The sequence below is a fragment of the Micromonospora sp. H33 genome (assembly GCF_052068455.1).
Taxonomy (GTDB): domain Bacteria; phylum Actinomycetota; class Actinomycetes; order Mycobacteriales; family Micromonosporaceae; genus Micromonospora.
Map to the genome: position 1 here is coordinate 1 of NZ_JBQHDE010000018.1, position 24236 is coordinate 24236.

20 protein-coding genes are annotated in these 24236 nt (G+C 67.7%); 12 read left to right on the forward strand and 8 right to left on the reverse strand.

The window, feature by feature from the left end; all coding sequences use genetic code 11:
* Positions 1 to 448 precede the first annotated feature (448 nt).
* A complete protein-coding gene (locus ACTMS0_RS26650; protein ID WP_441158014.1) occupies positions 449 to 931 on the reverse strand; it encodes a YxiG-like protein in 483 nt (160 codons plus the stop codon).
* A gap of 715 nt (positions 932 to 1646) precedes the next feature.
* On the opposite strand from ACTMS0_RS26650, the gene ACTMS0_RS26655 reads away from it, so the two are divergent.
* Positions 1647 to 1805 (forward strand): hypothetical protein, encoded by a 159-nt coding sequence (locus ACTMS0_RS26655; RefSeq protein WP_441158015.1) that lies wholly within the window; start codon positions 1647 to 1649, stop codon positions 1803 to 1805.
* A gap of 354 nt (positions 1806 to 2159) precedes the next feature.
* Here the strand turns inward: ACTMS0_RS26655 and ACTMS0_RS26660 are convergent, their stop codons facing one another.
* Positions 2160 to 3257, reverse strand: a complete 1098-nt coding sequence (locus ACTMS0_RS26660) for a winged helix DNA-binding domain-containing protein (RefSeq protein ID WP_441158016.1) — start codon at positions 3255 to 3257, stop codon at positions 2160 to 2162.
* 1150 nt (positions 3258 to 4407) lie between these two features.
* Between ACTMS0_RS26660 and ACTMS0_RS26665 the strand changes: the two genes are divergently transcribed.
* The 8 genes from ACTMS0_RS26665 (at position 4408) to ACTMS0_RS26700 (ending at position 13750) form a co-directional block, all read left to right on the forward strand.
* Positions 4408 to 4803 carry a hypothetical protein gene (locus ACTMS0_RS26665; RefSeq protein ID WP_441158017.1) on the forward strand — a complete coding sequence of 132 codons (396 nt, stop codon included), beginning with the start codon at positions 4408 to 4410 and terminating at the stop codon, positions 4801 to 4803.
* A gap of 125 nt (positions 4804 to 4928) precedes the next feature.
* Positions 4929 to 7157 carry an NB-ARC domain-containing protein gene (locus ACTMS0_RS26670; RefSeq protein ID WP_441158018.1) on the forward strand — a complete coding sequence of 743 codons (2229 nt, stop codon included), beginning with the start codon at positions 4929 to 4931 and terminating at the stop codon, positions 7155 to 7157.
* Between the two features lie 120 nt (positions 7158 to 7277).
* On the forward strand, positions 7278 to 8450 hold the full coding sequence (locus ACTMS0_RS26675; protein WP_441158019.1) for an ROK family transcriptional regulator: 1173 nt from the start codon (positions 7278 to 7280) through the stop codon (positions 8448 to 8450).
* A 45-nt stretch (positions 8451 to 8495) separates the two neighbouring features.
* A complete protein-coding gene (locus ACTMS0_RS26680; protein WP_441158020.1) occupies positions 8496 to 9803 on the forward strand; it encodes an ABC transporter substrate-binding protein in 1308 nt (435 codons plus the stop codon).
* A 2-nt stretch (positions 9804 to 9805) separates the two neighbouring features.
* Positions 9806 to 10729, forward strand: a complete 924-nt coding sequence (locus ACTMS0_RS26685) for a carbohydrate ABC transporter permease (RefSeq protein WP_441158021.1) — start codon at positions 9806 to 9808, stop codon at positions 10727 to 10729.
* Positions 10726 to 11541: a carbohydrate ABC transporter permease gene (locus ACTMS0_RS26690; RefSeq protein WP_441158022.1), complete on the forward strand. Its 816-nt coding sequence runs from the start codon at positions 10726 to 10728 to the stop codon at positions 11539 to 11541. Before ACTMS0_RS26685 ends, ACTMS0_RS26690 begins: the two co-directional genes overlap by 4 nt.
* Before the next feature lie 5 nt (positions 11542 to 11546).
* Positions 11547 to 12755, forward strand: a complete 1209-nt coding sequence (locus ACTMS0_RS26695) for a 6-phospho-beta-glucosidase (RefSeq protein ID WP_441158023.1) — start codon at positions 11547 to 11549, stop codon at positions 12753 to 12755.
* A complete protein-coding gene (locus tag ACTMS0_RS26700; protein WP_441158024.1) occupies positions 12752 to 13750 on the forward strand; it encodes an N-acetylglucosamine kinase in 999 nt (332 codons plus the stop codon). Before ACTMS0_RS26695 ends, ACTMS0_RS26700 begins: the two co-directional genes overlap by 4 nt.
* Before the next feature lie 77 nt (positions 13751 to 13827).
* Here ACTMS0_RS26700 and ACTMS0_RS26705 read toward each other — a convergent pair whose 3' ends face one another.
* From ACTMS0_RS26705 to ACTMS0_RS26730, 6 genes are all read right to left on the reverse strand, one after another.
* A complete protein-coding gene (locus ACTMS0_RS26705; RefSeq protein WP_441158025.1) occupies positions 13828 to 15294 on the reverse strand; it encodes a cellulase family glycosylhydrolase in 1467 nt (488 codons plus the stop codon).
* A gap of 63 nt (positions 15295 to 15357) precedes the next feature.
* Positions 15358 to 17790: a PQQ-dependent sugar dehydrogenase gene (locus ACTMS0_RS26710; RefSeq protein WP_441158026.1), complete on the reverse strand. Its 2433-nt coding sequence runs from the start codon at positions 17788 to 17790 to the stop codon at positions 15358 to 15360.
* Between the two features lie 321 nt (positions 17791 to 18111).
* On the reverse strand, positions 18112 to 18909 hold the full coding sequence (pqqB, locus tag ACTMS0_RS26715; protein WP_441158027.1) for a pyrroloquinoline quinone biosynthesis protein PqqB: 798 nt from the start codon (positions 18907 to 18909) through the stop codon (positions 18112 to 18114).
* Positions 18906 to 20237: a pyrroloquinoline quinone biosynthesis protein PqqE gene (pqqE, locus tag ACTMS0_RS26720; RefSeq protein WP_441158028.1), complete on the reverse strand. Its 1332-nt coding sequence runs from the start codon at positions 20235 to 20237 to the stop codon at positions 18906 to 18908. Before pqqE ends, pqqB begins: the two co-directional genes overlap by 4 nt.
* Positions 20234 to 20893, reverse strand: coding sequence for a pyrroloquinoline-quinone synthase PqqC (locus tag ACTMS0_RS26725; RefSeq protein ID WP_441158029.1), 660 nt, complete (start codon positions 20891 to 20893; stop codon positions 20234 to 20236). The genes pqqE and ACTMS0_RS26725 overlap by 4 nt, the downstream gene beginning before the upstream one ends.
* 203 nt (positions 20894 to 21096) lie before the next feature.
* Complete coding sequence (locus ACTMS0_RS26730; RefSeq protein WP_441158030.1) at positions 21097 to 22248, reverse strand: carbohydrate-binding protein; 1152 nt, start codon at positions 22246 to 22248, stop codon at positions 21097 to 21099.
* A gap of 549 nt (positions 22249 to 22797) precedes the next feature.
* On the opposite strand from ACTMS0_RS26730, the gene ACTMS0_RS26735 reads away from it, so the two are divergent.
* The 3 genes from ACTMS0_RS26735 to ACTMS0_RS26745 all read left to right on the forward strand — a co-directional run bounded on the left by ACTMS0_RS26735 (position 22798) and on the right by ACTMS0_RS26745 (position 24235).
* Positions 22798 to 23106: a hypothetical protein gene (locus ACTMS0_RS26735; RefSeq protein WP_441158031.1), complete on the forward strand. Its 309-nt coding sequence runs from the start codon at positions 22798 to 22800 to the stop codon at positions 23104 to 23106.
* Between the two features lie 263 nt (positions 23107 to 23369).
* Positions 23370 to 23840 (forward strand): NAD(P)-binding domain-containing protein, encoded by a 471-nt coding sequence (locus tag ACTMS0_RS26740; RefSeq protein ID WP_441158032.1) that lies wholly within the window; start codon positions 23370 to 23372, stop codon positions 23838 to 23840.
* Positions 23783 to 24235 (forward strand): hypothetical protein, encoded by a 453-nt coding sequence (locus ACTMS0_RS26745; RefSeq protein ID WP_441158033.1) that lies wholly within the window; start codon positions 23783 to 23785, stop codon positions 24233 to 24235. Before ACTMS0_RS26740 ends, ACTMS0_RS26745 begins: the two co-directional genes overlap by 58 nt.
* Position 24236: the final 1 nt, after the last annotated feature.

The window sequence follows — 24236 nt, forward strand, 5'->3', positions numbered from 1 at the left end:
ACCAAGCCCGAGCCATGACCAGCCACTACGCCCGACAAGCCCTCATCGAACCGTGATCACAATCCCCGGCTGGAGTACTAGCTATACATCGAGGCCTGGTTCGAGTGCTGAATTTGGGCAGGCCCAGCTCCTACCCACGCCTCATACAGTTGCAGTGCCGGCCTGCTCTTGAACCTACCCTGAGCCCCATGATCGCCCGACCCACCGAGAGCTGGCGCAGCCAGGTTCAGGAACAGACGGGCGCGCTGGCCGCGGGAACTCTGACAGAGGCAGCACCCCACGCCGTACACCCGTGGCCTGAGGCGTTCATCGCTGCCGTTGACAGCGCGTCCAAGCTCGGCTTCTGCCCCGCTCGCCTCGGCAGCACCTCTGCGCCGGTGTTCTCTTGATGGCGGCCGTTGCGCTTCGCTGGGTTCAGCTGGGGTCACCTACCCTGCCCAAGATCTCGCTAGTCGTCCTCGGCAACCACATAGGGCGTGTAGCCGATGGGAAGCTCCGTTACCTCCAGTTCGCTGAAGATCAGGGTGAGGTTGTGGACGTTCATCTCGATGCGGACCTCGTGGAAGTCGATCCCGACTCGTTCTGCCCAGTCCTGCGTACGCCGCGAGTCGGTGATCAGTTCCGCCCCGGGATAGAGCGGTTGCCACCTCACGGCCCACACGTAGCCATCGAGATCCGGCCCGGTCTCCGGGTCCGTCAGCCGTTCGTCCAACGACTCGCGCCAGATCTGTGGGCTCAAGGCGGTGCGCGTCTCGGCCTCGATGCAGAACTTGAAGAGGTATCGGAGGTGCGTCGGCTGAATACCGGTGCTTGGGGCGGCCGTAACGTAGACGATCACCTCGTAGTCGCGCATGTAGTTGGTGAAGGCGTGGTACACCACGGCCTGGTCGAAGACGTCGTCCAGGGCTCGGCGCAATTGGGTGATCTCCACGCCGCCTGTTCTATCAACCTGCCCGGCAGGGCCGCTCACCGACGACGTCACGCGGTATAGGAAGTGTGGACACGACCGAAAGTCGTACGGCGAGGACCTGGCTTGACCTGCGTCGCCACGTTGCCTGCCACGTCCAGAAGCTGACCGCCGTTGACCGTCGTCCCCCATCCGATCGGGCACGCAACGGGCACGCGGACCATGGGTCGACTGTCAGCTTGGGAATTGTCGATATCCGACCGTCTGCGGTGCTGCCGGTAACCGGCCGCCTGGTCTCGGGGGCCTCTGGTGGCCTCGGCTGGCCCCTGCTGTCCTGGCCCAATGGCACGCTAATGGCACGTCCCGTTGCACTCCCCGAGCGCTGGCCACGGAACGGGCACGCCGCCGAACCGGCCCCTGCAAAGATGGTGCGCTGCGCGTTTGACCGCGGTGGTGCTGGCCTATGGTCATGGGCATGCCAAAGCCGCCTGAGCCGACCGACCCGGACCGCGAGGCGCAGCTTGGCCGCGTTGCGCTGTGGCTGAGCCGGGAGGATCTGCAGTGGTTGGCATCCCACTGCGCTTGTACTGATGTGACCTCGGAGGATGAGCGCGACAGGTGTGCTCGGATTCGGTTCCGTGCGCACACGGCGCTGCACAAGGCGGGAGCGCAGCCGGCAGGGCCAGCGGCCTGACTTGCTCGGGGTGCGCTCCTCGACACCGCCGGCCACGGAACGGGCGTGCCGCCGATCCGTCATGTACCCGACGCGGTGATCGAACTCGTCCTGACGGAGGCGGAACTCGGCCTCGCCGTTCGCCGCCGGGTAGGGCGGCAGATCGAACTGAACGCTGAGCAAGCTGATCGACGTCAGGAACTCCTGCTCTCGTACTCGCACTAGCAAAAGAGCTACCAGGAGCAGGTTGAGCCGTTGCGGGCCTACTACCGAAACCGCGGCTTGTTGCGAACGGCCAGCGGCTATGGTGACGGCGAGGACGTGGCGGCCAGGCTGGTCGCGACCGCCTCGGACGGTCAAGCTCGGTAGGTCCTCCGGTGTGGCTGACGCTGTTGTGATCCCCGGCCGGAGGTTCGGACCGGCAGCACCGTTGCCGATGTACGCCGGCGACGTGGCCGAGCGTCGGGGGGCGGCCCTGCATCGGCACTCGTGGTCGGATGAGCCGCCGGGTGCGGATGGCCGGCTTCGACGTCGTGGGCGTGGAGTTCTCGCACCCCTGCTACGGCGCCTACACCTGCGTCAAGCGTCCGTCGTGATCGAGACGTGGTTGGCGTGCCGTGGCTCGGGCTGGAACATGGTCAGCAGGCTCTCGCCCTCGGCGACGACGGCGTCGCGCTCGCCCGTCGTGAGCGCGCGCAGCGGCGTGATCCGCAACGTCGCCGCGCCGTCGTCGACCGTGACCGCCCAGGTGCCCGCCACCCGGCCGTCGACCAGCAGGAAGCGGGCACCCGTGACGCTCAGCCCGCGATGCTCGGTGTCGATGACGCGGCTGCGGTCGTCGTAGCCGAGCACCGCGTTGTCGAACGCCGGCAGGAAGCGCGGCGGCGCCGGGGTCTCCGGGTCGGGCAACGCGCCGTCGGGCACGTCGAGCAGCTCGCGGCCGCGCTCGTCGCGGAACGTCCGCAACCACGGTCGCAACCGCTGGACGGACTCCCGCAGCCCGCTCAGCCCCGACCAGGCGCGGATGTCAGCGCTGGCCGCCGGGCCGTAGGCGGCGAGGTAGCGCAGGACCAGCGCGTCGACGGTGGCCGGCGACTCCGGCTCCAGCGGGCGGCCCAACCATGCCTCGATCGTGGTGTTGTACGCGGCGCCGCGCTCGCCCCAGACACCGCGGGGTGGCACCTGCACGAGCGGCACGAGCGTGCTGAGCGCGTCACCCAGCGAGCGCGGCTCCACCCCCGGCCAGCGGTCGGCGACTGCGCGGGCCGCCTCGGTCAGCATGCGCGGCCGCTCCTCGAACAGCGGCCGGCCCAGTCTCGCCAGCTCGTCGAGGTCGACGCCGGGCAGCACCCGGCGCAGCGTCGACCACATGCGTGAGACCAGCATGGAGTGGTGCACGGGCCGCAGCGCAAGGCAGTCGCGCGCGGTCACCAGGTGGAGGGTGCGGCGCATCAGCAGCGTGCGGACCGCCCGGCGGCCCAGCAGCAGCTCGGCCAGCGCCGGCGGCTGGAAGCCGGCCAGCCGGCTCCACAACCCGACGTACGGCTCCAGGGGCTCCTGCGCCTGCAACCCCACCAGGTGCTCGAGTGCATCGGCGACCGGCATGTCGTGCCGCTGCAGCAGGAGCTGGCGGGCCAGAAGCGACCGGTTGAGGGCGCGGCGGTCGAGCACGGTCATGGCGGTGACGCTATCGCCCACCCCAGACACCTTCCCGCCAACGTCGCCAGTGCTCACCCACCGGCCCGTCACCACGTCGGCCTAAGAATCCAGCCGGCGAGGGAATCCCCACATCGCGTCTTCTCAGCCGTTGCAGAGCGACGAAGGGGTCGAGAGATCGACACACGCTCATCGACAGATGCGGATACTCGGCACGGACGGCGCAGGTCTCGGCCTGTGACAGACCGTCACTCTGACGGCGTTGATGAGGTGAATTCCGACTACTCGATCAACGGAGCCTGCCAGTCAGTCTCAATCCCCGATCCGTGGCCCGACCCCGTCAGGGTCGACGATGGAGTCGGGGCGTTCACCCTCGTCGCCGGTATCGGGCCGGCCCTGACCTTCGTTCGCGCCCGGTCATGAGCGACCGCGCGCGGACCGCCGCGTGATGCAGTCCGGGGCAAGGCCACCTTGCCTCTCGCCCCGGCTCAGGCCCACGGCGGCGGCTCATAGCAGGACGAACGAGAAGTCCCTGTGAGTTCTGCGGTTCAGCGGAATGCCGATCTTGACGCGGCCGGCGATCGCTCCGCGGCTGATGCCCAGCCTCTTGGGCGATGAGCCGTTCGGGGCGAAGGGATAGCCACCACGCGGCGAGCCTGATCTCGCCGCTCCGACCAGCAGGACCCCCACACACATGCCCTCACAACCGAGATACCAGCGCCTCTGCCGGCGGCAGAGGCGCTTTGCACGCCCAGGAAAGGAGCGCGGTGCAAGCCCATCGAAGCCTCACAGCAGAACACGGGGCGCAACTCTCGAACACGGGATCCAGCGAACCCAACGCTTCATTCCGCGCCTGAGACCGGTCACACCCGCGGCTTCGCCCACGGCAACCCTCAGAATTCCCGAACTCGCGGCGGAGTCGCCGACGTCCGCACAGCAAGACCCCGACCTGTACCGGTGGCTCGAGGACAGTGGCCCAGCTCGGCGTACCCGTCACCCGGGTAGCCGACGGGCCGCACTCCCTGGCAGCTCTTCCACGACATGCGCTACCTGGTTCTCTCCCCTAGCTACAGCTGTCGGAGATCCGGCAGTGTCGCCGGCGCAGCAGAACGAGCGCGGATCAACGCCGAACCGTGAGAATAAGGCGTTCTCGACGGAGGGTGGGACGGTAGTGGAGGGTATCGAGCTGATCACGGCTGCCCTGGCCGCCGGGGCGGCCGCCGGGATCACGGGTACGACCAGTGAGGCGATCCGCGATGCGTATGGTGCACTGCGGGGGCGGCTTTCCGCCCTGCTGGCCGGACCGAATGCTGGTATGACCCTGAAGGCGCTGGATACCGAGGCCGACCCGGCCGTCCTCGCCGAAAGGCTCAGCGAGGACCTTCTTGGGTCCGGCGCTGTCGCGGACGAGCAGGTACTCGACGCGGCCCACCGGCTCCTGGAGCTGACGCGGGCCGGGGCGAGCACCACGTTCGTCGTCGGCACCAACAACGGGGCGGTAGGCGAGTTCCGCGCGCCGGTGACATTCCACGCACCGCTCCCCCCTTCCTCGCCGGGGACGGCCTAGGGTCGATCGTCCCCGGCAGACCCGCCGGCCCGGGCCTCGATCTCAACCTGGGCCTTGCTGGTACGTTCCACGGCCCCGTTCACGTCACCGCGCGGCTGGTCGTCGAATGGCCGCACCGGGTCGGCGTGGTACCCCTGCGCGCCGACTGCTACCAGGACCGCCCCCTGCCCGACGGCCCGACCCTGGTGCTGTCCGGGCTCGGCGGGGTGGGCAAGACCCAGCTCGCCGCCGCGCTCGCCGAGCGGGCCTGGGCGGACGGAAAGATCGACCTGCTCGTCTGGGTGACCGCCTCGTCCCGCCACGCGATCCTGGCCGGGTACGCGCAGGTAGCCGCCGAAGTCCTCGGGGTCGACGGAACGGACCAGGACCAGGCGGCCAGCCAGCTGCTTGCCTGGCTGGCCGCGACCCACCGGCGCTGGCTAGTGGTATTGGACAACCTCGCCGACCCGGCGGACCTGCACCAGCTCTGGCCACCGCTGACGGACAACGGCCGTACCGTCGTCACCACCTGGTGCCGGGACGACGGCCTCGCCGGTGCCGGTCGGACGCTGGTTGACGTCGGCTTGTTCACCCCAGCGCAGTCCGTCGCGTACCTCACCCAACGGCTCACCGCCCGGCCGGATCTGGCCGATGACCCGGCCGCGCTGGCCGACGCCCTCGGCCACCTACCCCTGGCCCTCGCCCAGGCCGCCGCGTACCTGCTCGACCAGGAGGTGAGCTGCACCGCCTACCGGGCGCTGCTGGCGGACCGCGAACTCCGCCTGGATGACCTGCGGCCGGGGGCACTGCCGGACGACCACGACCGGGCTCTCGCCGCCACCTGGTCGCTTTCGGTTGAGCTGGCCGACCGGGCCCCGCACCCCGGACTCGCCGAACCGTTGCTGCGCCTGGCCAGCGTCCTCGACTCGAACGGCATTCCCGAGGCGGTGCTGTACAACCCGGAGGTGACCGGCTGGCTGACCGCGAAGCGCATGGCGAACAACGGATTCCGCGGCGGCGTGGAACATATGCGCCGACATCTGTCTTTCCACAGCCGGGCCGGGAATGCCACCACCCTCGGCCGACTGGCGCTCCGAGTCGGCCGGCGGCTGACGGAGCGGTGGATTCGGAAGTTCGGCCCGCCGGTCACCGTGGCGGCCGTCCGCGGCACGATGCGCCGCTTGCACCTGCTCAGCCTCGCCGCGCACGATCCGGCGGACCACGCGGGTACCTTCCGGGTGCACGCGCTGGTCCAACGGGCGACCCGGGAGGGCGTGTCTCCTCAGGAGCTGGCTCAGGTGGTGCGGGTCGCTGCCGACGCCCTCACGGAGGCATGGGAGAGTGCCCCGCAGGTGCCGGAGGTGGCGCAGGCGTTCTACGCCAGCACCCGGGCACTGACCGAGACCGCTCCGGAGGTCCTGTGGAAAGGCCCGAAAGGACCGCATGTCGTCCTCGTGGCCGCCGCGCAGGTCTTGTTGGACGTCGGCCAGGAACGAGCGGCGGCTGAGTATCTGACCTGGCTGGTGGCCGAGGCGCGGCGCCGTCTCGGACCCGATTCGGTCCACATCCTGTCCCTCCGCCAGTGGCTCTCCGCGGCCCTGGGCCGGGCCGGGGATCAGGCCGCCGCGGTGGCCGAGATAGAGGCGGTGTACGCCGACGCGTTGCGGATGGTCGGCTGCGGCTGGCACGACCGCCTCCGGATACGACACAACCTGGCCACCGCGTGGTACAAGGCAGGGCGGCTGACCGAGGCCGCCGCGGAGTTGGCGGATCTGGTGGCGGACTGCGTGGCTGCCTTCGGCCGATACGACGAGTTCACCCTGTACAACTGGCACCAACTGGCCCACGTACGCGGTGATCTGGGGGAAACCGCCGATGCGGTGGCCGTGTACGAACAGCTGCTGGTGGACGCGAGACGCCTGCCCACCCGTCGGGCCGAACAGCTCAAACTGCGGGTACGGGTCCAGCTCGCGCACTGGCGCGGCAAGGACGGGGATGCCGCCGCTGCCGTCGCCGAACTGGAGACGCTGATCGCGGAGCAGACACCGCTGCTTGGTCCACACCACCGTCGGGTCCTGGCGATGCGCCAGAGCCTCGCACATTGGCGCGGCGAAGCCGGCGACCCGGCGGGGGCCGTCGCGGCGTTTGAGGAACTGCTGGCCGACTGGCTGCTGGTACAGGCACCAGACAACCCGGACGCAATGACCACGCGCCAACTCCTGGCCCAGTGGCGGGGCGCGGCGGGAGACCCGAACGGGGCGGTCAAGGAGCTGGAGGGGCTGCTGGCCGACCGGCTCCGGGTATTGAGCGTCGACCACCCCGACACGCTCGCCACCCGGGCTGACCTCGCCCGCTGGCGTGCCACGCTGCCGTAGCCCCGCCGCGCACTGTCGCCCCTGGGACCCGCTGCCCGATCCCTGGTGGTCTCAAACTCTTGACATCGTCAATTCGGGGCAACAATAGTAAGTCAGGTTACCTATCGGTCGGAGGTTCGCGTGACCCGGCTTGCCGGCTCGTCCAAATTGCTGCGCGCGATAAACGAGAGCGCGACGCTTGCGCTGCTCCTGGACCGGGGCACGCTGACCCGGGCAGAACTACGCCGGATCACCGGCCTTTCCAAGCCCACCACCTCGGAGGTGCTGCGAGCGCTGACCGACGTGGGGCTGGCCCGGGTGATCGGCCACACCAGTGGTGGCCCTGGCCCCAACGCCGAGGTGTACGCGATCAACCCGGCGGCGGCACACGTCGTGGCGCTGAGCATCAGGGACATCACGGAAACCGCCCACCCCGCCGTCGCGGCCGCTGTTGCCGATCTGGCGGGTACGGTGCTCGCCCGCGACGAATACGACGTCGACACGGGTGACCCGATAACGGCGGTCTCCACGACAGTCGCCGACCTATGCGGGCGCGCCGGGCTGGAGCCGAGCTCCATCACGCACGTGCAGTTGGCGGTGCCCGGATCGTACGACACGGGCACGGACACGATCCGGCACATCGATGTCCCGGGATGGGGCCGGCCCGGGCTGGTCAGCGCCCTGGCGCGGCAGCTGGGTACCAGCGTCGGGGCTGACAACGACGTGGATCTGGCGGCGATCGCCGAGCGACACCGTGGCGTCGCCCTGGGCTCGGGCGGCTTCGCGCTCCTGTGGTTCGGCGCGGGCCTCGGCTGCGCGATCGATCTCGGAAACTCCCTGCTGCGCGGCGTGTCCGGCGGAGCGGGTGAACTGGGCTATGTCCCAGTGGGGCAGTCAGGTCGCGACCTGCAGGATCTGGTCGGAGGACCGGCCGTGCTCGCGCTCGCCGCCGAGCACGGCTACACGGCCGAGACACCCGAGGCCGCCGTGGCCGCGGCGGTGTCGCATGTGGGCGAACCGGCCTCGGCGTTCCTGCGGGAGCTCGCCAGCCGCATCGCACTGGCACTCGCGGCCGTGTCCGCCATCCTCGACCCGCCGCTCATCGTGCTTGCGGGCGAAGTAGCCCAGGCGGGAGGCGACGTGCTGCGGGATCTGGTAGCGGAGGCGTTTTACGACGCCACACCGTTGCGTACCCCGGTCGCGATGACCGCGTTGACCGACGATGCGGCCCTGCTTGGGGCACTGGACGCTGGGCTCAGGACGGTGCGTGACTCGCTGGTGAACTCCCTACGGCACGCCCAGAACACGGCTTAGCACCAACCGCATCCTCACACCCTTCACATGACAAGGGAGCCGTTAATGCGCTTGAAAGGTGTAACGGCCGCCGCCCTATTGGTGCTGCTGGCCACCGCGTGCACCCCCGCCGCAAACGACAAACCGGTGGCACAGCCCGGCGTGGAAGCCTCCGGCGATCTGGAGCTGTGGCACTTCTTTACCGATCGCGAGGAGCAGGCGCTCAACGAGATCCTCGACGATTTCCGCAAGAAGCACCCGAAGGTGAACCTGGTGGCCAAGGGCGGCCAGGACGACGCGAAGATGACGCAGGCGATCGGCGCCGGGCAGGGACCGGATGTCGCGATCAGCTACTCGACCGACATCGTCGGCTCGTTCTGCAACACCGGCGCCTGGAACGATCTAACCCCATACATCCAGCGCGACAAGGTCGACCTTGGGAAGTTCCCGGCGGTCGTCAAGTCCTACACGGAGTTTCGCGGCAAGCGCTGCGCGATGCCGTTCCTGGCCGACGCCTACGGTCTGTACTACAACAAGGCGATCTTCGCTGAGGCCGGTGTCACGTCACCTCCCAAAACACTCACTGAACTAAGCGAACTGGCGAAGAAGCTCACGAAGAAGAAGCCCGACGGCACGCTGGAGCGCGTCGGTTTCCTGCCCCTGTTTGGTTTCTACGAGAACTCGCCGGCACACCTGGCCCCGCTCACCGGTGCGACATGGCTCAAGCCGGACGGTACCTCGAACATCGGCTCCGACCCGAAATGGCTGGAGCTCATCACGTGGCAGAAGGAGCTTGTCGACTGGTACGGCTATGACAAGCTCGAGGCGTTCCGGGCGAGCCTGGGCGATGAGTGGTCGGCGGACAACGCCTTCCAAAAAGGACAGCTCGCCATGAACATTGACGGCGAGTGGCGGCTGGCGTTCCTGCGCGACCAGGAAAAGGATGTCCAATTTGGGGTTGCGCCGCTTCCCATAAACGACCCGAGCCGCTACGGCGCGGGCTACGTGGCCGGAAGCGTCATCGGCGTCTCCCGTACCACGAAAAATGCCGAAGCCGCGTGGGCACTGGTGAAGTATCTGACGAGAGACACCGGCGCGATCGTCAAGCTCAGCAACGGCATCCGCAACCTGCCGACCACCACCGACGCGCTGGCGAGCAAGGATCTCATGGTGGACGCCGAGTTTAAGGTCTTCCTCGATATCCTCGCCCACCCGGGCACCACCACGACGCCGCCGAGCGCGGTCGGTCCCGCCTACCAGGATGAGTTGTCCACCTTCCTGCAGCAGTACCAATCAGGAGCGCAAACGGATCTGGCGGCCGGCCTGGCGAAGGTCGACGCGCAGGTCAACAACCTCATCAAGCTGGCCGGTTAGGCATGCTCATGCGTAAGAAACTGGTCCCGCTCGGCTTCGTGCTCCCCGCGTTTGCCGGGCTGGGCCTCTTTCTCGTGTACCCGCTGGTGGCGTCGGTGTGGCTTTCCTTTCACCGCATCCACGTGGTGAACCTGACCCAGCCGCCGGTCTGGGTGGGACTGGATAACTGGCGAGTCCTGCTCGAGGACGAGAACGTTGTCAGGGCTGCGAAAAACACGCTATGGCTCGTGGTCGTCATGGTACCGGCTCGGATCGTAGGGGCACTGCTCACCGCATTGCTACTCAATCAAGCCAAGCGCGGCCGCAGTGTGTACCGGACGCTGTTCTACGTGCCGGCGCTCGCCCCGCCGGTCGCCGCGACCATCGCGTTCGTGTTGCTGCTCAAGCCCGGTACCGGTCCGGTCAACACGATCCTCACCAAGCTGGGCGTCGCCGATGCGCCACTGTGGTTCAACGATCCGCTGTGGTCGAAGCCGTCGCTGGTACTGCTCGCGCTGTGGGGGATTGGCGACCTAATGGTCATCTTCATCGCCGCCCTGCTCGACGTGCCAAGCGAACAGCACGAGGCCGCGGCGCTTGACGGAGCCAACACGTGGCAACGGTTTCGCTTCGTGACGCTGCCGCATCTGTCGCCGGTGCTGCAGTTCGCCGCGATCACCGGCGTGATCGGTATCCTCCAATACTTCACCCAGGCCGCAGTGGCCTCGAGCGTGGCGAGCGGGACGGTCACCGGCGGGGGCGGCATCGCCAACACCTTCGGATACCCGAACGGATCCACCTTCACGTACTCCCTCTACCTTTACGTGGCCGGATTCGGTCCACGCGGGCTGCTCGGGTACGCGAGCGTGCTGGCCGTCGTGCTCTTCACGGTCTCGTTCGGCGCAACTCTTCTGCTGCTCCGCCGCTTTAGGACGTTCGTGTCATGAGACTGATGTTCGTCGCCCGGCACAGCCTCACCATCGCGCTGTCGCTGATCTTCCTCGCACCCATCGCCTTTCTTGCGCTGACGTCGTTCATGTCCAGCGATCAGACGCTGACTTCCGAACTCTGGCCGCGGTCGTGGCATCCGTCGAACTACGCGACGGTGTTCGACAAGGCGCCGCTGCTGCGGTACCTGCTCAACACATTCGCTTACGCTGCACTCGCGACCTTGTTCATGCTCATCGCGAGCGTCCCCGCCGCATACGGCCTCGCGAAGCTGCGCTGGCGCGGGCGCACCGCGACCATGCTGCTGATCATCTGCATGATGATGCTGCCGCCCCAGGTCAGCACCGTTCCGCTGTACCTGTTCTGGGCCAACGCTGGGCTGACCGGGTCGCTGTGGCCGCTCATCCTGCCGATGCTCGCCGGGGACGCGTTCTCCATCTTCCTGTTGCGGCAGTTCCTGGTCACCATCCCCGACGAGTACCTGGACGCGGCGCGCGTCGACGGGTCGGGCGAGTGGGGCACGCTGTGGCGGATAGTGATCCCGATGGCCCGGCCCGGGATCGCGGCCGCGGCGATGTTCCAGTTCTTCTACGCCTGGAACGACTACTACGGCCCGCTTCTCTACACCAGCGAGAACCAGTCGAATTGGACGGTCTCTCTCGGCATCGCGTCGTTCAAGTACGCGCACCACGTGGAGTGGGAGTTGGTCAGCGCCGCCACGATGATCACCATGGCACCCGTCATCGTTTTGTTCTTCTTCGCCCAGAAGGCATTCGTGCAGGGCGTCACGCTCACCGGAATAAAAGGCTAGGCGAAATGAAGATCTCGGTCGTGGGCGGAGGATCCACCTATACCCCCGAACTCATCGACGGCTTCGGCGCTTTCAAGGACGTGACCGAGGTCGTGCTGATCGATCCCGACGCGGAGCGACTGTCGATCGTGGGACCGTTCGCCAAGCGCATGCTGCCCTCGGTGAGGTGGACCACCGATCTAGACGAGGGTCTCGACGGGGCCGGTATCGTGATCATCCAGCTTCGGGTGGGTGGCCAGACCGCCCGGATCAGCGACGAGACCTTCCCGTTGGAGTGTGGTTGCGTCGGCCAGGAGACCACGGGCGCGGGCGGCCTGGCCAAGGCGCTGCGGACGGTGCCGGTCGTGCTCGACGTGGCCGCGAAGGCCCCGCCGGGCGCATGGATTGTCAACTTCACCAATCCGGTGGGTATCGTCACGCGGGCGCTTCTCGATGCCGGACACCGGGCGGTTGGGCTGTGCAACGTGGCCGTCGGGTTCCAGCGGCACTTCGCTTCACTGCTCGGGGTGGAGCCCTCAGCGGTCGTACTCGACCACATCGGGCTCAACCACCTCACGTGGGAGCGAGCCGCCTATGTGGACGGTGTGGACAGGTTGCCTTCACTGCTCGCCGCCGCCGCTTCGCGCGTGCAGTTGCCGCTGTCGCTTCTGCGGCGTCTGGGCAGTGCGCCCTCGTACTATCTGCGCTACTTCTACGCCCACGATGAAGTCGTCGCTGTGCAGCGATCGGAGCCGACCCGCGGCGAAAAGGTCGCGAAGATCGAGGCCGAGCTGCTGGAGATGTATAAGAATCCGGGCCTGGCGGAGAAGCCGACGCTGCTCAGCCAGCGCGGCGGCGCGTTCTACTCCGAAGCCGCCGTCGGGCTCATCTCCTCGCTGCTACGCGATGACGGCGGGATCCACGCGGTCAACGTGCGCAACGATGGCCACTTCCCGTTCCTGCCCGACGATGCCGTGATCGAGGTGACGTGCCGTGTCGGTAAGCGCGGGCCTACGCCCCTGCCGACCGCGCCGGTCGGGCCGCCGTATGCGGGACTTATCGGCGCGGTCCACGGCTACGAGGAATTGGCATTGGATGCGGCGTTGCGCGGCGGCCGGGACCGGGTTTACCTAGCGCTGCTGGCGCACCCGCTCGTCGGGCAGCACCATCTGGCCGAGCAACTGGCTGACAAGCTCATCGCCGCCAACGCCGCATACCTTGCGAGGGCGCGATGACCTACTGGGCAGCCGTTGACGGCGGCAACTCCAAAACCGACGTCATCATCGGGGACATCGATGGCAACGTGCTCGGGTTCGTACGCGGTCCGGGGTCTTCGCCCCAGACACTTGGCGTCGAGCCCGCGATGCGGCTGCTTGACAGGCTGATCGAGCGGACGCGGCGGCAGTCGGGGATCGGCGACGCGCCGCTGGAACGGGTAGAGGTGTTCCTCGCCGGGGTTGACCTGCCGGAAGAGGCCGACGCGGTCAGCCAGGCGGTCGCATCGGCCGGCTGGGCGAGGGCGTATCGCGTCGACAACGACACGTTCGCGCTCCTGCGCGCCGGTACCGACGAACCGGATGCGGTGGCGGCCGTGTGTGGTGCCGGCATCAACTGCGTCGGGCGCACCGCGGATGGACGCGTCGCGCGCTTTCCCGCGCTGGGGATGCTCTCCGGCGACTGGGGCGGTGGCCAGCACCTCGCGGCGCTCGCTTTGTGGCACGCGGCGCGAGGCGAAGACGGCCGCGGTCTGGCGACGGCGCTCTCCGCCGCGGTCGCGAGGCACTGTGGTGTGGGCACAGTCGCCGAGGTCGTCGCGGGCGTGCATCTCGGTGCCATCCCAAGAGAGCACCTGGACGGCCTCAGCGCGCTGTTGTTCGAGGTGGCGGCCGCGGGTGACGACGTCGCGCGCCGGGTGGTCGAGCGCCAGGCCAAGGAGATCGTCGAACTCGTCACCGTGGCCGCCCACCGCCTCGACCTGCGGCGCTCCCGCTACGCCGTGGTGCTGGGAGGTGGCGTGCTGCGCGCGCGGCATCCGCTGCTGCATCAGGCCGTGGTGCGAGGCATCCTGGCCCACTCGCCACACGCCGTGGTGTCCCTGCTCACCCAGCCGCCGGTGCTGGGCGCGGGGTTGTCGGCTTTGGACGGGCTCCGTGCCGATCCGCGTGCCCACTCCACGTTGCGTGAAAGCGCCGTCCGCCTTGAGCTGGACGGCACGGCCGCCGGGCGGTAGGCAGCTCTTCGCGTTACCAAAGCAGCCGCTGTGGCCGCTTGACAGCGACCACAGCGGCGTACCCAGCGGATTCTGCTTCAGGTGGTGGGGAAGTTGTCGGCCGTCCGGATGCGGTCACGCACCCACACTCCCGCTGACTTCAATCTGGTGGTACCCGCGAACGGTCCGCCCGGGCACGTCCCGTCCGTGAACACGGCTCCCGTGCGGAAGTCGTCGGAGAAGTTCCAGTTCACCCAGCTGATCTTCTTGCTCGTCATCAGATCGATGTACTGCTGCGACATCGTGAAGTTGTTTCCGCCGTCGCCTGAGGCCTCCTGGGTGCCAAACTCGGTGACGAACATCGGGATGCGGTCGGCCGCGCGCGACAGCGTGTTCAGGTACGTGCTGCCGTGCGAGGCCGCGTAGAAGTGGAAGGTGTACATGACGTTCGTGGCGTTGACCGGGTTGTTGATGACCTCGGTCTCGTTCGAGCCGTCCGACACGCCCAAAGACGACCAGGCCCGGGTACCGAGCAGGATCACGCTGTCAGCGTCCTGCGCCCGGATCACCGGGACGATCTGCTCGTGATAGGACTTGATCCGTGACCAGCCCACGCCGTTGGGCTCGTTGGCCACCTCGTACAGGACGTTCACCTTGTTCTTGTGCGTGCTCGCGATCTCGGCGAAGAAGGTCTTGGCCCGATCCAGGTTGTACCACGGGTCGCCCGGAGTGAGCATGTGCCAGTCGACAATGGCGTACATTCCGCGCGCGGTCGCCATATTGATGAGGCTGTGCACCCGGTCCGTGAACAGCCGCGGGTTGGTTTCGTAGCCGCCCTCCTGGATGTACATGGAAATCCGTATCACGTCGGCTTTCCAGTCATTGGCGAGGGCGTCCAACGAGGACGTGTTGAGGCAGTCGTGGTACCACTGCAGGCCATGCGTGGACATGCCGCGCAACTGGATCGGCTGGTTGTACTTGTTGCACAGCTTCGTGCCGCACACGCGCAACTGACCGTTGATGTCGACCGGAGTGGCCCCGGGCGGTGGTGACGGGCTCCCGCCGACGCGGACCCGGTCCAGATTGGGCCCGCCGCTAGCGGTGGTCGCGGTCGCCCGGATCGCGTTCCCGCCCGCGTTCAACGAGACTGTGATCGAGACCTCGGCCCACGTCGTCCACGCGCCGGTGGGGTTGAAGGCGAGGTTGGCGTTGACGACGGTACCGTTGATCGACACCGACATTGGCCGGTTCGCGGTGGAGCCGTTGGCGTGGCGGAAGGTCAGCTGCACCTGCCCGGCGGTGGCGGCACTGATCGAGCACTCCACATACGACCCGCCCACGTTGTCGTAATTGACGAAACCGGTACCGGTGAAGCCGGCGTGGTTCGACTCGACGACACCCTGCGAGGGGGTGCAGTTCTCCGCTTGGTAGTCGGTAACCTCGGGCAGCGCGGCCGGGACGTTCTCGGCTTCATACCGGGTGGGGGCGGCCTGCGCCAGGCTGTGCGTGGCGGCGGCGAGCAGGGTGCCGATCGCGAGCAGCGCGGCGCCTTTCTTCCATTTCATAGATGGACTCCTGTGTGTGGGGTTAGGCGGCCGCCCCCATCCAGGGGGCGGCCGCAGGTGTCGTTATTGGATGTTTGAGCGGCGGATGGCGTCGGGGCTGCCGTTGCCGTTGTTGTCGGAGTTCGTGGTGCCGAACCAGATGGCGCTCTGTCCCGGTACCTTCTCGACGGCGCGCAGCCGGCCGTAGGTGCCGACGAAGTACGTCGAGGTGGCACCGGCGGTGGTGCCGGTGAGCTCGATGCGCCACAGCCGTTGCCCGCGCAACGCGGCCATGTACACGGTGTCATTCACGATCGCGATACCGCTGGGTGAGCAGGTGCTGACCGAAAAGACCTTCTTCGGGTTTTCCATTCCGGACACGGAGCAGGTGCCTTCACACGTGGGCCAACCGTAGTTGCGCCCAGGCAGGATCAGGTTGAGCTCGTCCGCCGAGGCGTTGCCCAGCTCGGAGGACCACAGCCGCCCGGCCGAGTCCCACGCCACGCCCTGCGGGTTGCGGTGGCCGTAGCTGTAAACCCTTGTGCCGAACGGGTTCCCAGGTGCGGCCGCGCCGGTCTTGGTGACCCGCAGGATCTTGCCGTTGAGCGAGTTCAGATCCGGCGCCAGGTTGGTCTGCTGCGCATCTCCGGTCGTCACATACAGGTAACCGTCCGGGCCGAACTTGATCCGGCCGCCGTTGTGATAGCGATTCTTGCGGATGCCGGACACGATGGTCGTGTACCCCGACAGCGACGAGCCGTTAAAACTCATCTTTGCCACCCGATTGCCCTCGGACGCGGTGTGCATGAAGAACACGTCCTGGTCAGTGGTCCCGTTCCAGGTCGGCGACAGCGCGACGCCCATGAGGCCACCCTCGCCGTCGGTGGTCATGCTGTTGGGTACCGACCCGACGAGCGCCTTCGTGCCGCTCGCGGTGAGCTTGTAGACCCGGAACGTGTCGCGTTCGGTGATCAGGGCTGCGGATCCGTCCGGGAACCACGATATGTCCCAAGGGACGTCCCAGTTGGACGGTCCGATGACCGTCGGTGCCTGTGGCGTGCCGCGGCTGCACGCGCTGGTCGTGAACGACACGGAGTTGCTTGTCCCGCTTACGTTGCCCGCCGCGTCCTTGGCCCGCACCCGCAGCGCGTACCCCGTGTCGCAGGTCAGACCGGGCACCGCCGTCGATGTGGCCGGTGGGTTGCCGGTGACGGTGTGGATGACGGCACTGCTCGCGTTGAGCACCTCGTACGCGGTCACGCCACGGTCGTCAGACGACGCGCCCCAGCTGAGGTTCACCGACGTCTGGGTGACGCTGGAGTGGGTCAGGTTGGTCGGAGCGGTGGGCGGGTTGGCGTCGTTGATCGCCTGCGTCTTGCAGGTGACCTCGGGGCTCGTGTCGGAGACGTTGCCCGCCGCGTCGCGCGCGAACACGGAGATCTGGTAGGTGAAGTTCGGTTGCAGACTGGTCAGGTTGTATGGCGGGGCCGGCGGCGACGGCGCCGTGGCGATCTGCGTGCCCAGGTGGAAGATGTCGTACGCGACGACACCCACGTTGTCGCTGGACGGCGGCCAGTTGAGTGTCATCGACGTCTCGCCGATGTTGGAGCAGCTCGGCTGCCCGGGGGCGGTGGGCCGCTGCGTGTCGACGGGCGCGGCCACGCGCAGGCGGTCGAGGTTGGGTCCACCGGTGGAGGTCGTCGCGGCCAGCCGGAGCGTGTTGCTGCCGGTGTTGAGGTTGACGTTGACGGTCAGCGTCGCCCACGTGTCCCACGCGCCGGTACCGTGGAACTGCATCGTCGTCGCCAAGGTGTTGTTGACGATCAGATCCATCGGCCGCACCGTGGTCGTGCCGTTGGCGAAACGGACCTCGACACTGTAGGACCGGGCCGCGCCCGCGTTGTTGACGGAGCAGGTGATGCCGCTGCCGACGATGTTGTCACCGTTGACGAAACCGGTACCGGTGAACCCGGCCCAGTTCGATTCCACCACGCCCTGCTGGATCGTGCAGTTCTCCGCCTGGTAGTCGGTGTAGTTAGGCGGCGCGGCCACCTCGAAGTCGAGGTAGTCCACATTGGGCGGGCCGTTTGCGGTGGTCGCGCTCAGCCGGATGGTGTTGCTGCCGGAGTTCACCTGTGCCGTCAACGTTTTGGTGGCCCAGGTCGTCCATGCACCCGTACCCGGGAACGACGCCGCCGCCTGCACGATGGTGCCATTGACGATGATGTCGGTGGCGCGGTCCGATGTCGCGCCGTTGGCATAACGGATCTGCAGCGTCGCCGTGCCGGCATTGGCCGCGTTGACGGTGAACTGTGCGGCCGCGCCGACGGCGTTGGCGCCGTTACAGAAACCGGTGCCGGAGAAGCCGGCCCAGTTGGAGTCGACGGTGCCGTCACACGTCGCCGGGGCGGTCTCCGCCTCGTATCGGGTCGGCGCCGCCTGCGCGGCACCGGCTGGCGCGACAAGGGCAAGCGTCATCGACGCGAATAACGCGATGATTCTGCGTTGTCGTTTCATGATCCTCCTCATCCCTTGTACTGGGCGACGATTTTCGTGAAGTCGTACTGCTGCTGGGAGATCCCGCTGCACGAGTCGCCCGTGCTGCCCGAGTTGACCTGGCGGTGAAAACCTTCGTGGCCCACGTGGTCCACGCGTCGGTACCCGGGAACGAGGCCCCCGAGAGCGCAGTGGTACCGGAAAAGCCAGCCCAGTTGGTGTCGATGGTGCCGTCGCATTGGGCGTTTTCGGCTTCGTAGCGGGTGGGTGCGGCGTTCGCCGCAGGTGCGACCAGCGCCGCCACGACCAATGCGGCCGCGACGGACACCGTCAGCGCGGTTCTCATAGTGACTCGATCTCTGCTGCGAGCGGGATGCCCCGCGACGCCGACAGGAGGGGGTTGGTGTTGTTGAGGTGCGTGTACAGGAACCGCACGCTCGGGTGGCGTGCCAGGTGCGGCAGTGAGTCCACGACGGACAGGTGTCCTGGGACGGCGGGCATCTCGTCGGGCGTGAGGAAGGTGCCGTCGATCAGCGCGACCCGGGCACCGACCAGTGCCGCGTCGAGCGCCTCGGTCCACTCGCCAAAGCACGGCGCGTAGACCACATCCCCTATCCGGTACCCGGCGACCCATTCGCTGCCGTCACCGTCTTCGGCGTAGCGGGGCTTCTTCGCGCCGAGGGAAAACGGGTGCACGATTAGGCCGCCGTCGAGCTCGAACGGCCCGTCGACGGCATGCCAGCGCCACCCCTGCCCATAGGGGTCGGCGATCCGGCGCACGGGCAGCGCGGTGTCCAGCGCGCGAAGGACGGTCGATGTCGCGTAGACGTCGAGCTTCGCCGCTTCACGTAACAGGAACAGGCCTAGGACGTGGTCGAGCTCGGCGTCGGTGAGCAGTACACCGCGCAGCGGCGTCTCGCGTCGTCCAGGGCCGGGCGCCAGCTCGGCTGCCGCGAGCAGCTGGGTACGCAGATCGGGTGAGGCGTTCAGCAGGTACCACGACGAGCCGTCGCCGCTGACGGCCACGCAGTCCTGGGTCCGGGTGAGGCCGTGGGCGCGGGCGTGTCCGCACTGGTCACACGCACAGTTCCACTGCGGCCAACCACCTCCCGCGGCGGTACCGAGCACCCGGACCCTCATCTCGCCCGCCTCGGCACGAACGGGACTCCCGGTGCCGCGCCGACGAGTGACGTCACCAGGTCGTGGTGCGGCGAGAGCGCGCACGCCGGGTCGGTTGCTGCGGCATCGCCGGTGAGCTGGTACGCCTGGCAGCGACAGCCGCCAAAGTCGATTTGCTTACGCGGGCAGTTGCGGCACGGCTCGCGCATCCAGTCGACGCCCCGGAAGGTGTTGAAGGCCGTCGAGTGGTACCAGATGTCGACCAGGGAATTCTCGAGCACGCTCGGCAGTTCCAGGCCGGTGATCGCGGAGGCGGCCGGGCACGGCATGACCTCGCCGGACGGGGCGACGACGAGCTGCCGGCTGCCCCACCCGTTCATGCACGGCTTGGGTACGCCGTCGTGGTAGTCGGGCCGCACGTAGACGACGTCGATCCCCTCGTGAGGCGAGGCGAGGAACTCGGCCACGGCGGCGTCGGCCATCGCCACCTGCTCCCGCGTGGGGAGCAGGGCGGCCCGGTTGAGCAGGCCCCACCCGTAGTACTGAGTGTGCGCCAGCTCCAGGCGTTGTGCGCCCATCGCCGCCGCCAGCCGAGCGATCTCGCCCACGCGCGCGATGTTGTGCCGGTGCAGCACGACATTGATCGACAGTGGCAGCCCGGCCTCGCGGGCCATCGCGGCCACGGCCAGTTTCCGGTCGTGCGCCTTGATTCCGGCAATGCGGTCGGCGCTGTCCCCTTCGGAGTCCTGGAGGGACAGCTGGACGTGTTCTAGACCGGCCTCCCGCAGCGCGGCCAGCCGTTGCTCGGTCAGCCCGATGCCGCTGGTGATGAGGTTGGTGTACAGCGCCAACCCCCTGGCGTACCGCACGATGTCGACCAGGTCGCGGCGCGCCAGCGGCTCCCCGCCGGACAGGTGCAGTTGCAGCACACCCAGCTCGCGTGCCTCGTCGAGCACCCGAAGCCACGATCCGGTGTCCAGTTCGGACCGGCGCAGGTCGACCGGGTTGGAGCAGTACGGGCAGCGTAGCGGGCACCGGTAGGTCAGCTCGGCGAGCAGTCCGAACGGGACCGGCTCGGCGCGGTTCCCGGGGGTCGCGGGGGCGACCTCGGCTACCACCTCCGCGCCCCCGGGCTCGAGAACGCCCATCCCTCCTACGAGCGCCTCGATATCAGTCACGTCTACGCCGTCGAACTGTTGTTGCAATACCAGGATGTCGCCGCCGGCCGCGACCACGGCCGCGGCGGTCTCGTTGAGCAACCGCACGCCCTCCGGCTCCAGCAACACGTGCTGCTGCCGCGCCTGGTCGAAGACGAACCGTACGCCCGCCTTGAGCCCCAGCGCGGTCATCGCCGGCACCCCGCGTGCTCGATGGCGTCAGCCATGGCCCACAGCACGTCGCACTTGAACGCGAGCGCAGCGATGGCCGCCTCCTGGTCGCTGCGCGTGTGGCAGTGGTCGGCGACCAGTTGGAGCGTGTACTGCGAGTCCGCCCGCACCACCGGAATCCGGTGCTCGAAGTACGCGTAGCCCTGCTCGTCGAGCCACGGATAGTGCTGCCGCCACGCGACCACCCGCGCGGCCATGTGGTCCGGGGCGAACAGCTCGGTCAGCGCGGCCGCGGCGCCGATCACCCATGTGTTGTCTTTGCAGAAGCGCACGTAGGCGTCTACGGCGAACCGCACCCCCGGCAACGGTTCCAGGGCGTGGTCCAGCCCGACGGCCTTGACGAGGACGAGCCAGTCATCCAGCCCGCCCTCGTCCTGGAAGGCCAGGCGCTGCACCCACTTCGCCCGCACATGCGGAAGCGGGCAGTTGGCGATGATCGCCGCGTTCTTCTGGGACAGGAGCGACTGGTAGTACCAGCGGTTGGCCACCCATGTCCGCACCTCGTCCGGGGTACACCCTCCACCCTGGAGCCTGATGTTGAAGGGGTGCCGGTCCCAGTACCTCTCGCGCAGGGCGAAGAGGGCACCGACGAAAGCCTCGCGGGTGAGCGCGTTCATGACGTTACTTGCTCGCGACGAGCAGGGGGCGCCCGATGTCACCGGAGTAGGCGGTCACCTCAGGACGGCACTCCACCGCGGTGACCTGCGGCTTCTGCCATGCCTTTTTCTTCATGACGGCTCCTTCCCTATTAGGTTAGGAAAACTGACTAACTATTCTGATGACGATAATCGACCGTCGTAAATATGGGAAGAGGTGGCTTCTAGCCGCTCAAGGTGATCTTGTCCAGATTGGGCCCCCCATTGGACGTCGACGCCGTGAGCCTGATCTTGTGCGTGCCGCTGCCCAGCGACACCGGTACCGTCACCGTGCTCCATGTGGACCACGCGCCCGTGGGCGGGAAGTTCACCGAAGCGCCGGAGGTAGACATGGTCATGGGCCGGTTCGTGGTGCTCCCATTCGCGTACCGGATCGCGCACGACGTCGCCGGCCCGGTGACCGTGAACTCGACATAACAGCCGGCAACGTTGTCGGTGTTGACGAACCCGGTACCGGTATATCCCTCGTGATTGGACTCCACGACACCCTGGCTGATCAGCGCGTCCTCGGCCTGGTACACCCGTGGCGCGGGGGCGCTCGCGTCCCACCTGTACGCGCGCATGTTGCGGATGAGCAGGTAGCAGTCCTGCAACGAGCCCGACGTGTCGCCGAGCGAGCGGTAGATTCCCCACTTTGGACGCACGCGGTCTTCCAGCCACGTGTCGACGTTGCGCGTCACGTCGATGAGCGTTGTCGTACCGTCGCGCAACACCCAGCGCACCTGGCCGGCGTCGCCGATGAGCATCTCCACCTCGACGTCGATCCACCTGTTGTGCAACGGGCTCAGGTCGACCGCGCCGACGAGCACGTCACCGGAGGTCGCCTTGAACTCGATCCTCGGTACCGACCCATGGCGGCGCAGCGACATCACGAGCATCGGCGATGTCCCCGTGCCCGGCGCCTTGGTCTGCATGATGTGCGTGAACGTGGTGGTCGCCTTGAGCGAGGTGGGGATGTACATCTCGTGGGTCAGCCGCCACCGCTCCCCCCTCAGCAGGTTGAGGTAGCCGCCGTTCCACCGCATGCCCTTGACCTCTTGGCGCTGCCGGTCGGTCATGCTGTCGCGGTCGATCATGTGCATGTTGAAGCGATAGTTGTTGCCTTCCACGAAGATGTGCGGCTGCCCGGCCGGGTGCGAGTCCGCCCGGTCGTCCTCGACACCTTCGAACGCGCCCAGCCCGTGCTGGCTCGCCTCGGGCGCCCAGCGCAACTGCCAGGTTCCCAGCGCCGACACGTCCGCTTGCGCGCCTTGTGAAGCGATGACCGGTGCCGCGGCGGCGACACCGGCCGCCGCGATCAGCGTCCGTCTTCTCATGAGGCACCTCCATTCAGCCGATGGTTAGGGAGATCGTGGGCCGCCCAGCGCGGGGCCGGGACGGGTCGCGCCGTCATGACTGCTCCTCGGGGGCAAGGTCGACCGAAGGTACTGCCAGGCGGGTGATTGGTGCGGCGCTGTGACGACTGCCGCGGCCGTCCGGGGCCGGTACGTGGCGCGTCCGGCGCCCGGGGTGATTCAACGCTGCGAGCGTTCTCTCGAACGGAACGGTAAACAAACCGTTCCATTTATGTCAATGCTCTGCCGTGTGCTCGCGGCCGCCGCCGTCGCCCTTGACATAGACGGTCACCAACGGCTAGACGGGGCAGAGAGGTGTTCTCACGACTCGGCGTGGCGCAACGCCGGTCGACATCGGCCCGCCGGGTGGCGCACGGACGGCCGAGTTTCCGTCCCGTCCCACGTTTTCCGGAAGGGTTGTCATGACAGCGTTCCCACGCGCCCCGCGCTCCACCGGCTTACTGTTGGCCGGCGCCTGGAACCGGAACCAACGTGGTCGGTGGCAGAGCCCCGCTTGTCGCTCTGGCCGGTGTGATCGGCCTCGTCCGGCTCTGCCTGTCCGCCGCGACGTGTTATGGCCGCTGGGAGGGGTCTGGCTGGTGGCTGCTGGCTGGGCGCGGCCGGCGCGGGGACGTGCTTCTGGGTGTCGGCGGCGCGGATCCTGGCGGTGAGCTCGACGAGGCTGACGCTGGCGAGTTGGCGCTCGCCGAGGACGTCCACGGCGTGTCGGCGGACGAGGACGTGTTCCGACTGCAGGCCGCGAAGGGCTTCGTCGACCTCGTTGTCAGAGCAAGACTTGCGTGGCCGCGGTTGACGACGCGGGTCTGCGCATCGACCTGACTAGGACGCCGTGACGGTCACCCGGGGATCGGGCGCGGGGCGAAGCCCAATCCCCGGGCCTGGTCGGATCCCCACAACCACTGAGCACCCAGTGGAGCGGCAGCGCCCATCGCGGCGAGCGTGCTCGCACATCGGCAAGATGGCGCGGCGAGCGCGACCGCACGTCGGTCACACAACGTGACGCCCGGTCGGCGGCATGACAACGCGTTGCGATGATGCCGTGGACTTGACCTCAAGCTAGGTTGAGGTTCAAAGATCTCGCCATGGCGAAGGTCAAGCAGTCAGTACCCAGGGTCGCGGTCATCGGTACGGGCGCCGTCGGCAGTGCTGTGGCACGTCGGCTCCTGGCAAGTGGGTACGAAGTTTCGGTATGGAACCGTACCGAAAGTCGCGCAAAGGAACTGCTGGTCGAGGGAGCACTGCCAGCGCGGTCGGTCTGGGAAGCCGTGTCGGCAAGCACCCTGGTCTTCCTGACCCTCAAGGACTACCAAGCGGTAGAGCAGTGCCTCATCCAGATCGACGTGAACCTGTCTGGGCGGACACTTGTCGGGATGTACACGGGAACCCCCAGCGAGGCACGGCTGATCGCCCAGCGGGTCACCAGCCGAGGCGCGCAATACATTGACGCGGGGGTTCAAACCTCCCCCAGCTTATCGGCACCGATACCGCGACCATCTTGTACAGCGGATCCCGGCACGCGTTCGAGCAACACAGATCCATCCTCGAGGTGCTGAGCACGCCGCGCTTCGTCGGTGACGCGCCGGAGGCGGCCGCGGTATGGGACCTCGCGCTTTTCGGTGTGTGGTACGACGCCCAACTCGGCCTGCTCCGGGCTCTTGAAACGGCACGCGCGGCTGGTGTCGACATGGTGGAGTTCTCCAGAACGGCGAGTAAGCAACTCGGCCACGTGGTTGCGGCGGTTTCCGACACGGTCTCGGAGATGCAGCAGGCGACCTACCCTGCAGGCCCCGCAGACCTCACCGAACACTTGACGGTCGTCCGCCACCTCGTCGAACTGCGAGCCGGTCGACGTCTCGGCGATGGCGGTTTACCAGCGGTGGCGGCGAGAATCGAAGCGCTTATCGCAGACGGCCGTGGCGGCGAAGGGCTCACCGCGACGGTCGGTTAAC